Below are 14656 nucleotides of genomic sequence, written 5' to 3' on the forward strand. Positions count from 1 at the left end.
CGGCGGCCGGGAGGCCGGTGTACTCAGGCCGGGGTGGTCCTCAGTTGTCCAGCCCGATCGAGAACGCCGCCTCCAGGTCGTGCTGCGAGTACGTACGGAACGCCACGTGCGTGTCCGTCCCCTCCACCCCGGGGATCTTGCTGATCCGGCCCGGGATGACCTCCGCCAGGTCCTCGTGCTCCTTCACCCGGACCATCGCGATCAGGTCGTAGGTGCCGGTGACGGAGAAGACCTCGCTGACGCTGTCCAGCGCCGCGATCGACTCGGCGATCTCGGGGATCCGGTCCACGCTGGTCTTGATGAGGACGATCGCGGTGATCACGGCTGGTTCTCTCCCTCGGGGGCCGGAGCAGGGGCGGCCTTCACTCTAGTAGGGCTGGTGGGGCGGCCGTAGCGGACCGACGCATAGCCGAAGCCCAGACCGAATCCGACCAGGTGGGCGAGGTAGGCCACCCCCGGCCCGTCCGAGGCCCGCCCCGCCGCCAGCCACTGCAGCGCCGCCCAGAACGGCAGCACGACCCAGGCCGGGAAGCGCACCGGCAGGAAGAACAGGAACGGCAGGAGACTGGTCACCCGGGCCCGGGGGAACAGGTACAGGAACGCACCGAGGACCGCCGAGATCGCTCCCGAGGCGCCGACCAGGGACTGCTCGGAGTCCGCGTTGGCGACGGCGTAGCCCAGCAGGGCCAGGTAGCCGCAGCCGACGTAGAACAGGGTGAACTGCACCCGGCCCATCCGTTCCTCGGTCATCGCTCCGAAGACGTAGAGGAAGAGCATGTTGCCCAGCAGGTGCACCCAGCTGCCGTGGACGAAGAGCGCGGTCGCGGGGGTGAGGGCCGACCCTCCGGACCCTTCGAACAGTTCTGCGGGGATCACGCCCCAGCGGCGGAAGTAGGCCCGCTGCACGGCGAGCAGCTCGTCGCCCGTGCCGTACGCCGGATTCAGGCCCGAGGCGGGTCCGGCCAGGAAGGCCAGGCAGCACAGGACGATCAGTGCGTACGTCACCGGTGCCGACGACCCCCTGACCGATCTGCCGGCCCGGACGATCGACGCACTCCACTTGCGGATCATGAACACAGAGCATGACGTAACCGGACGCAACCGCCCAGACCGCCTCGCCGCCATGGACACGCAGGCGGCGAGGACCCGCCAGGCCGTAGGGTTACGAGCCATACGCACCGGGGATGCCGGTCGCGTCACGGACACTAGAAGGAAAGAGAACAGGTCACGATGACGGTTCCCCTGCCGACCGCCGAGACGCGGTGGCGCTGCACCCTCTGCGGCAACCTCACGAGGTTCGACGTGACCCGCTCGTCGAAGGTCGTCGAGTACGTCCACCTCGACCTGGCCGGAGAGCCGAAGGTCGAGGAGCGCGAGGTGCTCAGTGAGACCATCGAGTCGGTGCGCTGCCGCTGGTGTAACGCGGCGGACCAGGTGGAACTCGTGGACAGGCCGGGCGCCGGCTCCTGAGGGGAGCAGGCCCGCACAGGCATTGGGGTGTGACGGATGGTGGAGACCACAGGCGGGGGGCCGGGCGACGGCGCCGCCGAGGTGCTCGACCGTCCGCTGCCCGACGGCGTGCGCCGCAGGGTCGTGCAGATCGTCTCCGACGGCTTCGGCTCACTGACGGTCGGCGAGCTGCCCGCGCAGCTCAGGCAGTACGCCCGGTTCGCACCGAACCGCCGGGCGAAGTTCGCCGGCAACGCGATGGCGGCCGCGCTGGAGACCGACCCGCTGTTCCGGCAGCGCGTCGGGGAGAAGCTCAGAGAGGCCCAGCCGGACCTGACCGGCGCCCTCGACTCAGGCTCCCCGCCCCCGGCCGCGGACCCGCTCGACGTGGCGGCCGCGGCCTACGTACTGCGACCCCCCGGCTGGGTGAAGCTGGTGACCGCCGCCGGCGAGGAGGCCCAGCGGGCCGACGCCGAGCGCGCCGACGAGGAGAGCCGGGCCGAACTGGAGCGGCTGCGCGCCGAACTCGACCGGGCCCGTGACCACACCCGGGCCGAGACCGAGCGACTGCGCACGGAGCTGGAATCGGCCAAGAAGGAAACCGAGTCACTGCACCGCAAGCTGCGCGCCGCCCTCAGCGACGTCAAGCGCGGCGAGGCCGCCCTGCGCAAGGCGCACGGCGAGATCGAGGCCATCCGCGCCGAGGGGCAGGCTCAGGTGTCCGCCGCCGAGAGCGAGACCCGGCGGGTCAAGGCCCGGCTGGGCGAGACCGAGGCCGCCCTGGAGGCCGCGCGCCGGGCCGCACGCGAGGGCCGCAGCGTCGAGGACATGCGGGTACGGCTGCTGCTGGACACTCTGCTGGACGCGACCCAGGGGCTCCGCCGCGAACTGGCCCTGCCGCCGGTCTCGGTGCGGCCCGCCGAGACCGTGGACGCCGTCGAGCCGGGCCGGATGAGCCCCAAGGACATCGCCGCCCGCGCCCTGTCCGAGCACGACCCGCAGGTCCTCGACCAGCTGCTGGCGCTGCCGCAGGCCCATCTGGTCGTCGACGGCTACAACGTCACCAAGACCGGCTATCCGCAGATGCCGCTGGAGAAGCAGCGCCTGCGGCTGCTCGGGCAGCTCTCCCAACTGGCCGCGCAGAGCGGCGCCGAGGTGACCTGCGTCTTCGACGGCGCCGAGCTCGCCGCGCCGGTGCTGCTGGCCCCGCCGCGCGGCGTGCGCGTGCTGTTCTCGAAGCCGGGCGTCACCGCTGACGAACTCATCCGCCAGCTGGTGCGCGCCGAACCGCCGGGCCGCCCGGTCATCGTGGCGTCCACCGACCGCGAGGTCGCCGACGGCGTGGCCCGGGCCGGTGCCCGCCCCGTCGCCTCGGCCATGCTCCTCAAGCGGCTTTCACGGGCCTAGGAGACGTACGCCCCATGCGTAACGTCCGGGCGTGATGCCCGGATTGGTGGGACCTGTGAGCCACGTTGCGTCAAGTGGGTCTCACCGCCCGTGAGTCCTGAGAAAAAGTTGGCCTACCGTGACGCGATTTTTCATCTGAGGATTTGAACTGATCACAGGAAGGTCACTAGGGTCGGGCCGAACCTCCGCTCGGGTGATCACTCATCGGGAGAGACGGCGGAGGGGCCAGAAGGAGCTTTTCACCCGTGGCGTCCCACCGTCGTCCGAAGCAGCCCAGCCGCGCACGTGTGACCGTGCTGACCACCGCCGCCGCCGCTGCCGTCGCCTTCAGCTCGCAGGCCGCCAACGCGGCCCCCAGTGAGAAGCCGAGCAAGGACGAGGTCAAGGCCAAGGTCGACAAGCTCTACGAAGAGGCCGAGCACGCCACCGAGAAGTACAACGGGGCCAAGGAGAAGCAGGAGAAGCTCCAGAAGGAGATCTCCACCATCCAGGACAACGTCGCCCGCGGCCAGGAGGAGCTCAACGAGCTGCGCGACAGCCTGGGCCTCGCCGCCGCGTCGCAGTACCGCACCGGCTCCATCGACCCCTCGGTCCAGCTCTTCCTCTCCGCCGACCCGGACGACTACCTCGACAAGGCCTCCACACTCGACCAGTTGAGCGGCCAGCAGGTCGAGGCGCTGAAAAAGGTCCAGGAGAAGCAGCGCGAACTCGCACAGCAGCGCGCCGAGGCCTCCGAGAAGCTCAAGGACCTCGCCTCCACCCGCACCGAACTCGGCAAGAAGAAGAAGGAAGTCCAGGGCAAGCTCGCCTCCGCGCAGAAGCTGCTCAACACCCTCACCGCTGCCCAGAAGGCACAGCTCAAGGAGGAGGAGAACCGCGCCAGCCGGGCCGCCGAGCGCGACGCCCTCACCGCCGACGCCCCGCCCGGCTCGGGCCGTGCCGCCGCCGCCTTCTCCTTCGCCCAGAGCCAGCTCGGCAAGCCCTACGTCTACGGCGCCACCGGCATGAGCTCCTACGACTGCTCCGGCCTCACCTCCCGGGCCTACGCCGCCGCCGGCGTGCAGATCCCGCGCACCTCCGAGGCGCAGACCGGAGCCGGCACCAAGATCTACTCGGTCAGCCAGCTCAAGGTCGGCGACCTGGTCTTCTTCTTCAACGACCTGCACCACGTCGGCCTCTACGCCGGCAACGGGCAGATCATCCACGCCCCGCGCACCGGCACGGTCGTCCGCTACGAGTCGATGGACACCATCGGCGGCCCGTTCATGTTCGGCGTCCGGGTCTGACCCCAGCCCCCGGCACCCCCTCGGCGCCTCCCCGGCGTCCTCAAGATCAGGACACCGTGTCCGCCGTTCGGGCGAATCCCGACAGTCCCGAGTGAGCCCACGCCCCGCCATTGACCTGCGTCAGCGGCGGGGCGTCGCGCTGGATACCCACGGATGGTCGTTGGCGGGCCCCTGTCGCGGGGCTACTGTCTGCCGCGTTCCAAGTCCGCCAGCGGAAGGAGAGCGGCTTCCCGTGGGGTCCCATCGCCGCCCAGCACCGTCCGGGTTCGACCGGGGCGCCAGTGCCGCGGTCGGCTTCCTGTCCGTCGCGGCCGCCGCCCTGGGCGCGGCACCGGCCGACGCCGCACCGTTCGACGACACCCGGGCCAGGGTGGACCGGCTCTACGAGCAGGCCGAGAAGGCGACCGAGGCGTACAACGAGGCCGACGAGCGCGCCGACGAACTGCGCGACGAGGTCGGCACCGTCCGGGACCGCATCGCCCGCCAGCAGCAGCGCATCAACTCCATGCGGGAGTCCTTCGGTTCGCTCGCCGGCGCCCAGTACCGCTCGGGCGGCATCGACCCGTCCCTCGCCCTGCTGTTCTCCGACGACCCGGACGACTACCTCGACCACGCGTCCCGGCTCGACCGCCTCACCGCCCACCAGGCCGGTGAGCTGAAGGAACTCCAGGGCGCCATGCGCGAACTCGCCCAGGACCGCGAGGAGGCCGCCGACAAGCTCCGCGAACTGGACAGGAGCCGCAAGGCCGTCGCCGCCCACAAGAAGACCGTGGAGCAGAAGCTCGCCACGGCCCGGCGGTTGCTCAACTCCCTGCCCGACGCCGAGCGCGACGCCTACGAACGGGCCTCCCGCTCCGGCCGCCCCGGCATGCCCGACCTCGGCAGTGTCACCGCCGCCTCGGGCCGCGGGTCCGCCGCCGTCGCCGCGGCCCGCAGCGCGCTCGGCAAGCCCTACGTCTGGGGCTCCAACGGGCCCTCCGGCTTCGACTGTTCGGGTCTGATGCAGTGGTCGTACGCGCAGGCCGGGGTCTCCCTGCCGCGCACCTCGCAGGCCCAGCGGTACGCCGGCCGGCAGGTCCCGCTGTCCGAGGCCCGCCCCGGTGACCTGGTCATCTACCGGGGCGACGCCAGCCATGTCGGGATGTACATGGGCAACGGCCAGGTCATCCACGCGCCCTACCCCGGCGCGCCCGTGCGCTACGACCCGGTCGGGATGATGCCCGTCTCGTCGGTCACCAGGGTCTGACCAGCGCGGCCCGGCGCCCGTACGATCGGGAACGTGGCTGGTCGAAGGTCGGGGTCCGCGCTGCCGGCGCTCGTCGTGCTGCTCGTCGCCCTGACCGGGTGCGGCGGGCGGTCCGCGGCCGACCGTGCCACGGCCGACGTCCAGCGGCTCCTGGACCGGCGGGCCGCCGCGGTCCTGGACCGCGACGAGCGGGCCTACGAACGGACGGGCACGGGGACGGATTTCGCCAGGCTGCGCACGGTGCCCGTGGCCGCCTGGTCGTACCGGGTGACCGCGGTGCGCCGCACCGGCGACACGGCCACCGCCGACGCCGAACTGCGCTACCGCGTCGCCGGGTACGACCGGGCGCCGGTGACCGCCGGACGCTCCCTGCGGCTGAGCCGGGACGCGGACGGGCAGTGGTCCGTCGACACCGACCGGCCCGCGAAGAAGGCCGCGCAGCAGCTCTGGGACCAGGGGACCGTGCAAGTCGTCCGGGGGCAGCGCAGTCTCGTGCTCGGCGTCGGGCAGTCGGGGCGGTCGCTGCGGGACTTCGCGGACCTGGCCGACCGTGCGGTGCCCGCCGTGTCGGACGCGTGGGGCACCGACTGGAGCCGGCGGGTCGTCGTGCTCGTGCCGAAGTCACTGGAGGGGATGGCGGGGCTGCTCGGCTCGCCCGCCTCCTCCTACCGCGGGATCGCGGCGGTCACCACCGGCGAGACGGGTGCACGGACCGGGGCGCCGGCGGACCGGATCATCGTGAACCCGGACGCGTTCGCGCTCCTCGGCGGCCTCGGCGAGCAGGTCGTCGTCACCCACGAGACCACTCATGTCGCCACCCGCGCCCGCACCACGGCCGCAACGCCCCTGTGGCTGTCGGAGGGGTACGCCGACTGGGTCGGCTACCGCGCCGCCGGCCGCACCCCTGTCGAGGCCGCGCCCGAGCTGTCCCGGGCGGTCGGTGAGGGCCGGGTCCCCACCGCGCTCCCGGACGACGAGGACTTCGGCTTCACCGGCGACGCGAGCCGTCTGGCCCGCTCCTACGAGAGCGGCTGGACGGCGTGCCGGCTGATCGCCGACCACTGGGGCGAGGGCCGGCTGGGCGAGTTCTACCGGGCCGTCGGGGAGCACCGGGAGCGGAGCGGGGCGGTAGAGGACGCGATGCGCAAGGTCCTGGGGACGACGCCCGAGGCCTTCACGGAGAAGTGGCGGGCGTATCTGCTCGATCAGCTGGGCTGATCGAGCAGCGCGACGGCCTCCCGGAGCCAGGCCCGTTCCGCCGCGCCCGTCGCTCTCGCGACCCGGAGCATGCCCTGGCGGAACAGGTCGTCCGTCTCCTCGGCGCTGACCGGCTTGCCGGACTCGTAGAAGAAGCTCGCCGGGGTCTGGAGGAAGTCCAGCCGGCGGCGCAACACCGCGGCCTGCTCCTGCCGGTCGGGCAGGTGGCGCAGGAACGCCAGAACCGTGTTGAAGCGGACGTGGTCGGTGATCTCGGTCTGCTTCGGGTGGCGCAGCCGCTCCAGCAGCTCCTCGCGGCCCTTGGCGGTGAGGGCGAGGATCCGCCGCGGGGCCGCACTCGCGCCCGGCTCGGTGTGCTGGTCGAGCAGGCCCGCACCGACCAGGCGCGTGATCGCCGGGTAGAGCGCGCCGTCGCTGACCGGCCGGACATGCCCGGTGAGCGCTCTGATGCGCTCCTTCAGCTCGTAGCCGTGCAGCGGCTCCTCGGCCAGGAAGCCCAGGATCGACAGCTCCAGCATGGCCCTCCTTGCGGGTGGGTGAGACCGCATGCTACCTCTTGACGAGCTACCTCGAATCGAGTTACCTCGTATCGAGGTTCGCCAGGACCCAGGGGGAACAGTCACCGTGAACGCCCACCGCACGCAGCTCGTCCTGCTCGCCCGCCCCGTCTACTTCTCGCTCCTCGCCTCTGTCGCCGCAGGGATCATCAACACCGTCTGGGTCGCCCGGCTGGGCAGTCCGGCCGTGGCCGCCGTCGCCGTGGCCACCAACACGGAGAACGTGCTGCTCGGCGTCGCCCTGGTCTTCGGCTCCGGCACGACCGTGCTGGTCGCGCACGCCCGCGGTGCCGGCGACCTCGTGGCCGTCCGGGCGGCCGTGCGCGGCGGATGGGCCCTGTGGGCGGTCGTGACGCCGCTGGTGGTGGCGGGCGGCCTGCTGGGACGCGAACCGCTGGCGCGACTGGTGCTGGGCGGGGCCGACAGCGCCGCCCTCCCGCTCGCCGTCGCCTACTTCACGCTCTCCATACCCGGCATGGCCGTCTTCTTCGCCCAGCAACTCGTCGACGGCATCCTCAAAGGCGCCGGCGACACGAGAACACCGATGCGGCTCGCCCTGCTGTCCAACGGCCTGATCCTGGCCCTCGACCCGCTCTTCATCCACCTCTACGGCGTCCGGGGCGCCGCCGTCTCGACAGTGCTGTCCCGGTGCGTGGCGCTCGGGGTGGGACTCGGCGCGATCCGGCGCGACATCCTGCTGCGGACGGCCCGCGGGACGGAGCCGGGCGAGGCTCTGGCCGTGTCCCTGCGGCGGACGCTGACGACGGGCCTGCCCATGTCCGCCGACTTCACCGTGCGGCAGACGGGCGCCCTGGTCCTGGTCGGGATCGTGGCGCGGCTCGGAGTGACGGCGGTGGCCGCGTACGCGATCGCCTACAAGGTCATGTACGTGGCGACCATGGCCTTCTACGCCGTCCGGCAGGCGGCCTCCATCCACACCGCGCACACGCGCGGCGCCGGGGCCGACGAACGGTGGGCGATCGGCCGGCAGGCCGTGCTCGTCTCCGGCGCGCTCGGCGTCACCGCGGCCGTCCTGCTGGCCGTCACCGCCCCGTGGCTCATGGCCGCCTTCGGCGCCGGGCCCGGGGTCACGCGCGAAGGTGTGCTGTTCCTGCGCTGCGCCGGGCCCTACCTGCTGCTGATGGCCTGTCTCATAGCCCTCGGCGGCGTCTTCGAGGGCAGCGGGGGCGCTCCGCTGCTGCTGCGGGTGACCGCGCTCGGGACCGGGGTCCAGCTGGCCCTGGCGTACGTCCTGACGGGGCTCGGGCTGCCCGGGGTGTGTCTCGCGCTGGCGCTCGCGACGGCGGTGCAGTGTGGGCTGGCGGGGGTGCTGTTCCGGCGGGCCCCGGCTCAGGAGGAGACCGGGGTCTCGTCCGTACGGGCCGGCTGAGGCGGCACGGGAGCGGGGGGCGTGACGGGCGGTACGGTCGCTCGCCACAGGGCGCGGGCCGCGATCAGTGCGGCGACCACCAGCAGGCCGTTGCGCAGGAACAGCAAGGTGAGGCCGAGGCCGTCACTGGCCACCACGTTGGCGAAGTAGTACGGGAACTCCAGCACCGTCACGAGGCACGCCACCAGCACCAGCGCGACCGGCAGCCGCATCCGGCTGCCCGGGAAGTACAGGCACACCGCCGCCAGCCCGACCAGCCACACCATGTACTGCGGGCTGATCACCCGGCTGGTGGTGGTGAACATCAGCACCGCCACGAAGGCCGCGTCGGCGAGGGTGTGCTCCTCGAAGCGCCGGGCCAGCAGCCGCCACAGCACCAGCCAGCCGAACGCCGCCCCGGTCAGGAACAGCGCGCCCGTGCTCACCTCGCTCACATACGGCCCGAGGAACTCGATCGAGCCGTAGTTCAGCTTCACCTCGCCCCGCCAGCCGAAGTGCCGGGCGACATGGAAGACCAGTGCGCCCAGCGACTCCACCTCGGTGCCCCGGTCGCGCTGGAAGGTCAGGAACGCGAACCCACCCGGCATGGCCAGCGCGAACACGCCCGTCACCGCGATGCCGGTCACCAGCGCCGACGCCCAGGCGCTGCGGCGGCGGGCGGCGAGAAGCAGCATCGCCGGCCAGACCTTCAGCAGCGCGCCGAAGGCCGCCAGGGCCCCCATCGCCTTCGGGTGCCGGGCACCCGCGAGCAGCGCGGCCATGGCCACCGCCGCGACCATCACGTCGTAGCGGGCGTACACCGTCGGGCCGAGCAGCGGCACGCCGATCACCCACACCCAGGCGCCGCGCAGCGACCGGCCCGGGCGGCGTCCCACGTACGTCATCAGGGCCAGCACGGCCAGGTCGGTGACGCAGACCAGGACGAAGAACGCGGTCGCGTAGTCCAGGAAGGGCAGCAGGCCGGGGGAGAGGATCGCCAGCGCGGCGGCGGGCGGGTACTGCCAGGTGACGTCCTCCAGCGGGAACGTTCCGGTGCGCAGGACGTCGTACCAGCCCTGGTAGATCACGTGCACGTCGCTCGTGACGTCCGGGCCCGGGAAGACGTACACCTTCAGGACGAACAGCAGCAGCAACAGCCTCGTGAGACACCAGACCACCGGCAGCCATGCCAGGGACCGCCTCGTGCCCGTCCTCTTCACCTGATCCCTGCCCGTTCGCGCGCCGTGTTGATGGGGCCATGATGGTCCCCTCGGCTGTGAGCGTGCCATACATGCTGCCGCGCAGTGCGGTGAGGGCGGTTCGGTAGGGTCGGCGGCGTGCGCAAGACCCTGATCGTGACGAACGACTTCCCGCCCCGGCCCGGGGGCATCCAGGCCTTCCTGCACAACATGGCGCTGCGGCTGGACCCGCAGCAGCTGGTCGTCTACGCCTCGACCTGGAAGCGGACCCGCGAGGGCGTCGAGGCGACCCGCGCCTTCGACGCCGAGCAGCCCTTCACCGTCGTACGGGACCGTACGACCATGCTGCTGCCGACTCCGGGCGCCACCCGGCGGGCCGTCGGTCTGCTGCGGGAGCACGGGTGCACCTCGGTGTGGTTCGGGGCGGCGGCCCCGCTCGGCCTGATGGCCCCGGCCCTGCGCGGCGCGGGCGCCGAGCGGCTGGTCGCCACCACGCACGGCCACGAGGCCGGCTGGGCGCAGCTGCCCGCCGCCCGGCAGCTGCTGCGCCGGATCGGCGACGCCACGGACACGGTCACCTACCTCGGCGAGTACACCCGCTCGCGCATCGCCTCCGCCCTGACGCCCGAGGCGGCCGCCCGGATGACGCAGCTGCCGCCCGGCGTCGACGAGAAGACCTTCCACCCCGGCTCGGGCGGCGACGAGATCCGGGCACGACTGGGCCTGACGGACCGCCCGGTGGTGGTGTGCGTCTCCCGGCTGGTGCGGCGCAAGGGCCAGGACACCCTGATCCGGGCCATGCCCCGCATCCTGGCGGCCGAGCCGGACACCATCCTGCTGCTCGTCGGCGGCGGCCCCTACGAGCAGGACCTGCGGCGGCTCGCGCACGAGACCGGCGTCGCCTCCGCCGTCCGCTTCACCGGCGCGGTGCCCTGGTCCGAGCTGCCCGCGCACTACGGCGCCGGCGACGTCTTCGCGATGCCCTGCCGGACCCGCCGGGGCGGCCTCGATGTCGAGGGCCTCGGCATCGTCTACCTGGAGGCCTCCGCGACGGGCCTGCCCGTCGTCGCCGGCGACTCGGGCGGTGCCCCGGACGCGGTCCTGGACGGCGAGACGGGCTGGGTGGTGCGGGGCGGCTCCCCGGAGGAAGCCGCCGACCGCATCACCGTCCTCCTCGGCGACGCCGAGCTGCGCCGCAGGATGGGCGAGCGGGGCAGGGAGTGGGTCGAGGAGAAGTGGCGCTGGGACCTGCTCGCGGAGCGCCTCAAAGATTTGCTGTAGTGCGGGTGCCCTTCAGGGGCGCGGGGAACTGCGCGAAGAACCACGGATAACCTGCACCCGCCGTCAAGGATCAAGTCGCACCCCACTAGGCGGAACCGTAAATTCCGCCGATGCTGCGCGCATGACAGTAAAACTGATGCAGCGTCAGCTGACAAGACGTCACATCCTCGGCGTGGCAGCCCTGCAGACCGCAGCCACCCTCGGCTTCACCCGCATCGGCCTCCAAAGCGCCCGAGCCGCCCAGCCCGACGCAGTCGACACCGCCCCGGCGATCGTCGTCGGCTCCGGCTACGGCGGCGCGGTCGCCGCCCTCCGTCTCGGCCAGGCCGGCATCCGCACGATCGTCCTGGAGATGGGCCGCCTGTGGAACACCACCGGCCCCGACGGCAAGGTCTTCTGCACCACCAGCGCCCCCGACCACCGCTCCATGTGGTTCCGCACCCGCACCGAGGCCCCGCTCGGCACCTTCCTCTGGCTGGACGTCGTCAACAGGGACATCGGCCGCTACCCCGGCGTCCTGGACCGCGTGCACTTCGACCACATGTCCGTGTACGTCGGCCGGGGCGTCGGCGGCGGCTCCCTGGTCAACGGCAGCATGGCGGTCACCCCGCCCCGGTCGTACTTCGCCGAGCAGTTCCCCACCGTCGACGCCGACGAGATGTACGGCACGTACTTCCCGCGCGCCCGGGCCGCCCTCGGCGTGACCACCGTCGACCCGGCCTGGTTCGAGTCGACGGAGTGGTACCGCTTCACCCGCGTCTCCCGCAAGCACGCCGAGAAGACCGGCCTGCGGACCACCTTCGTGCCGAGCGTCTACGACTTCGGCCACATGCAGCGCGAGGCGGCCGGCACCGCCCCCAGGTCGGCGCTCGGCGGCGAGGTCATCTACGGCAACAACCACGGCAAGCGCAGCCTCGACAAGACGTACCTCGCCGCCGCGCTCGGCACCGGCAACGTCACCGTCCACACCCTGGAGAAGGTGCGCGAGATCAGCCGCGCGCCGGACGGGAGCTACGTCCTGACCGCCGACCGCATCGACGAGACCGGCCGGGTCGTCGAGACCAAGGAGTACGGCTGCACGTACCTCTTCCTCGGCGGCGGCAGCCTCGGCACCACCGAACTGCTGCTGCGCGCCCGGGAGACGGGCACCCTGCCCGGCCTCGACGCCAGTGTCGGCGCCGGCTGGGGCACCAACGGCAACGTGATGCTCGGCCGGGCCAACCACCTGTGGGACACGGTCGGCGCGAACCAGTCGACCATGCCGGTCATGGGCATCGACGACTGGGCGAACACCGCCAACCCGGTGTTCGCCGAGATCGCCCCGCTGCCGACGGGCCTGGAGCACTGGGTGAGCCTCTACCTGGCGATCACCAGGAACCCGGAACGGGCGTCCTTCTCCTACGACACCGGCTCGGGCCGGCTCCGGCTCGGCTGGACGGCCGCCCATTCGGCGGTCTCCGTCGCCATGGCCAGGAAGCTGTTCGACCGGATCAACGCGGCCAACGCGACGATCTACCGGTACGACCTGTTCGGTTCCAGGAGCAAGGTCTTCGCCGACGACTTCACCTACCACCCGCTGGGCGGCTGCGTGCTGGGCCGGGCGACGGACGACTACGGGCGGGTCAAGGGATACTCCCGGCTGTACGTCACCGACGGCTCGCTCGTGCCCGGGTCGCTCGGGGTCAACCCCTTCGTGACCATCACCGCGCTCGCCGAACGCACGATGGCGCGGGTCCTCGCCGAGGACACCGCGCCATGACCGGCCCGATCGAGGGTCACTTCGCGTAGATCGCCTCGACCTCGTGCGCGTAGTCCTTCGCCACCACGTTCCGCTTCAGCTTCAGCGAGGGCGTCAGGTGGCCCGACTCCTCCGTGAACTGGGAGGGCAGAATGCGGAACTTCCGCACCGATTCCGCCTTCGACACCGCGGCGTTGCCGTCGTCGATCGCCGCCTGGATCGCGGCCAGCAGGTCCGGGTCCTCGCTCAGCGACGCCGCGGTGGAACCCGCCGGCTTACCCTGGTCGGAGCACCAACGGCCCAGGAACTCCTCGTCGATGGTGACCAGCGCGCCCACGAACGGCCGCCCGTCGCCCACCACCATGCACTCCGCGACCAGCGCGTGCGCCCGGATGCGGTCCTCGATCACGGCCGGGGCGACGTTCTTGCCGCCCGCGGTGACGATGATCTCCTTCTTGCGGCCGGTGATCCTGAGGTAGCCGTCCTCGTCGAGGGTGCCGATGTCACCGGTGTGGAACCAGCCGTCGGCCAGGGCCTCGGCAGTCGCGCCCGGATTGTTCCAGTACTCCTTGAAGATGTGCTCGCCGTGCAGCAGCACCTCGCCGTCGTCGGCGATCCGGATCACCGAGCCGGGCAGCGGCTGGCCGACCGTGCCGATCTTCTGCCGGTCCCAGGGGTTGAACGCGGTAGGGGCGCAGGACTCGGTCAGGCCGTAGCCCTCCAGGACCGTGAAGCCGATGCCGCGGAAGAAGTGCCCGAGGCGCTCGCCCAGCGGGGCGCCGCCCGAGATGGCGTACTCGCCCCGGCCGCCGAGGACCGCGCGCAGCTTGCTGTAGACGAGCTTGTCGAACGTCTTGTGCTTGATCCTCAGGCCGAGGGACGGGCCCGACGGGGTGTCCAGCGCCTTGCTGTAGGCGATCGCGGTGTCGGCCGCCTTGTCGAAGATCTTCCCCTTGCCGTCGGCCTGCGCCTTGGCTCGGGCCGAGTTGTAGACCTTCTCGAAAACCCGCGGCACGCCGAGGATCAGCGTCGGGCGGAACGCGGCCAGCTCGTCGGTGAGGTTCTTGATGTCCGGGACGCAGCCCAGCTTGATCGGCGCCATCATCGGGGCGATCTGCACCAGCCGGCCGAAGACGTGTGCCAGCGGCAGGAAGAGCAGGACCGAGCACTCGCCGGTGCGGAACAGGGGGCGCAGGCGCTCCACGACGTTCCCGCAGTCCGCGAAGAAGTTGCGGTGGGTGAGGACACAGCCCTTGGGGCGGCCCGTGGTGCCGGAGGTGTAGACGATGGTCGCCGGGTCGTCGGCCTTGGCGATCGAGCCGCGCTCCTCGACCGTCTCGTCGGTGACGTCCTGGCCGAGCCGGCCCAGCTCGTCGAGCCCGCCGCCCTCGATCTGCCACACGTGCTTGAGCGCCGGCAGCCGGTCGCGCACCGACTCGATCGCGGCCGAGTGGGCGTCCGTCTCCACGACGCAGGCGGTCGCGCCCGAGTCACCGAGGATCCACTGCACCTGCTCCGGCGAACTGGTCTCGTACACCGGCACGGTCACCGCGCCCGCGCTCCAGATCGCGAAGTCCAGCAGCGTCCACTCGTAGCGGGTGCGGGACATCAGGCCCACCCGGTCGCCCGGCTGGACGCCGGCGGCGATCAGCCCCTTCGCCGCCGTGTGCACCTCGGCGAGGAACGTGGTGGCCGTGACGTCCTGCCAGCTGCCGCCGATCTTGCGGGCGATGACAGCGACGTCCGGGTGCTGCGCGGCGTTTCTGCGAACGATGTCGGTCAGATTTCCGTCCGCAGGGACCTCGTACAAAGCCGGAAGGCTGAACTCGCGCAAGACTGCTGCTCCTCATAGGGCGCCGGCGCCACGACGGTGTGTGCTGCGACGGTGCGGTCCAAGGCTCGGGGA

General features: G+C 71.9%; 13 protein-coding genes. 8 read left to right on the forward strand and 5 right to left on the reverse strand.

The features are described from left to right. Window positions 1–40: 40 nt before the first annotated feature. Both G3I77_RS04295 and G3I77_RS04300 read right to left on the reverse strand, forming a co-directional pair. Entirely contained in the window at window positions 41–322 is a 282-nt protein-coding gene (locus tag G3I77_RS04295) for an Lrp/AsnC family transcriptional regulator (RefSeq protein WP_030848030.1), read from the reverse strand. Next, window positions 319–1071, reverse strand: coding sequence for a rhomboid family intramembrane serine protease (locus G3I77_RS04300; RefSeq protein WP_248501183.1), 753 nt, complete (start codon window positions 1069–1071; stop codon window positions 319–321). Before G3I77_RS04300 ends, G3I77_RS04295 begins: the two co-directional genes overlap by 4 nt. Window positions 1072–1230: 159 nt before the next feature. Between G3I77_RS04300 and G3I77_RS04305 the strand changes: the two genes are divergently transcribed. From G3I77_RS04305 to G3I77_RS04325, 5 genes are all read left to right on the forward strand, one after another. Then, complete coding sequence (locus G3I77_RS04305) at window positions 1231–1470, forward strand: hypothetical protein (RefSeq protein WP_248501184.1); 240 nt, start codon at window positions 1231–1233, stop codon at window positions 1468–1470. 36 nt (window positions 1471–1506) lie between these two features. After that, the gene (locus tag G3I77_RS04310) at window positions 1507–2856 is read left to right on the forward strand and encodes an NYN domain-containing protein (RefSeq protein ID WP_248501185.1); all 1350 of its coding nucleotides are present in this window, start codon (window positions 1507–1509) and stop codon (window positions 2854–2856) included. A gap of 245 nt (window positions 2857–3101) precedes the next feature. Next, a complete protein-coding gene (locus G3I77_RS04315) occupies window positions 3102–4142 on the forward strand; it encodes a C40 family peptidase (protein WP_248501186.1) in 1041 nt (346 codons plus the stop codon). Between the two features lie 232 nt (window positions 4143–4374). Next, window positions 4375–5388 (forward strand): C40 family peptidase, encoded by a 1014-nt coding sequence (locus G3I77_RS04320; protein WP_248501187.1) that lies wholly within the window; start codon window positions 4375–4377, stop codon window positions 5386–5388. A 33-nt stretch (window positions 5389–5421) separates the two neighbouring features. Then, window positions 5422–6606, forward strand: a complete 1185-nt coding sequence (locus G3I77_RS04325) for a hypothetical protein (protein WP_248501188.1) — start codon at window positions 5422–5424, stop codon at window positions 6604–6606. Here G3I77_RS04325 and G3I77_RS04330 read toward each other — a convergent pair. Next, a complete protein-coding gene (locus G3I77_RS04330) occupies window positions 6594–7124 on the reverse strand; it encodes a PadR family transcriptional regulator (RefSeq protein ID WP_248501189.1) in 531 nt (176 codons plus the stop codon). The genes G3I77_RS04325 and G3I77_RS04330 overlap by 13 nt on opposite strands. A gap of 106 nt (window positions 7125–7230) precedes the next feature. Here G3I77_RS04330 and G3I77_RS04335 point away from each other — a divergent pair, with 106 nt between their 5' ends. Next, window positions 7231–8553, forward strand: coding sequence for an MATE family efflux transporter (locus tag G3I77_RS04335; protein WP_248501190.1), 1323 nt, complete (start codon window positions 7231–7233; stop codon window positions 8551–8553). Here the strand turns inward: G3I77_RS04335 and G3I77_RS04340 are convergent. Then, window positions 8514–9752, reverse strand: coding sequence for a glycosyltransferase family 87 protein (locus tag G3I77_RS04340; RefSeq protein ID WP_248501191.1), 1239 nt, complete (start codon window positions 9750–9752; stop codon window positions 8514–8516). The two genes, G3I77_RS04335 and G3I77_RS04340, sit on opposite strands and share 40 nt — an antisense overlap. A gap of 117 nt (window positions 9753–9869) precedes the next feature. On the opposite strand from G3I77_RS04340, the gene G3I77_RS04345 reads away from it, so the two are divergent. After that, a complete protein-coding gene (locus G3I77_RS04345; RefSeq protein ID WP_248501192.1) occupies window positions 9870–11012 on the forward strand; it encodes a glycosyltransferase family 4 protein in 1143 nt (380 codons plus the stop codon). Between the two features lie 136 nt (window positions 11013–11148). Then, on the forward strand, window positions 11149–12771 hold the full coding sequence (locus G3I77_RS04350) for a GMC oxidoreductase (protein WP_248501193.1): 1623 nt from the start codon (window positions 11149–11151) through the stop codon (window positions 12769–12771). A 16-nt stretch (window positions 12772–12787) separates the two neighbouring features. On the opposite strand, the gene G3I77_RS04355 is transcribed toward G3I77_RS04350, so the two are convergent. Then, the gene (locus G3I77_RS04355; RefSeq protein ID WP_248501194.1) at window positions 12788–14584 is read right to left on the reverse strand and encodes a long-chain fatty acid--CoA ligase; all 1797 of its coding nucleotides are present in this window, start codon (window positions 14582–14584) and stop codon (window positions 12788–12790) included. Window positions 14585–14656 lie beyond the last annotated feature (72 nt).

This window comes from Streptomyces sp. D2-8 (genome assembly GCF_023184515.1).
Classification (GTDB): domain Bacteria; phylum Actinomycetota; class Actinomycetes; order Streptomycetales; family Streptomycetaceae; genus Streptomyces.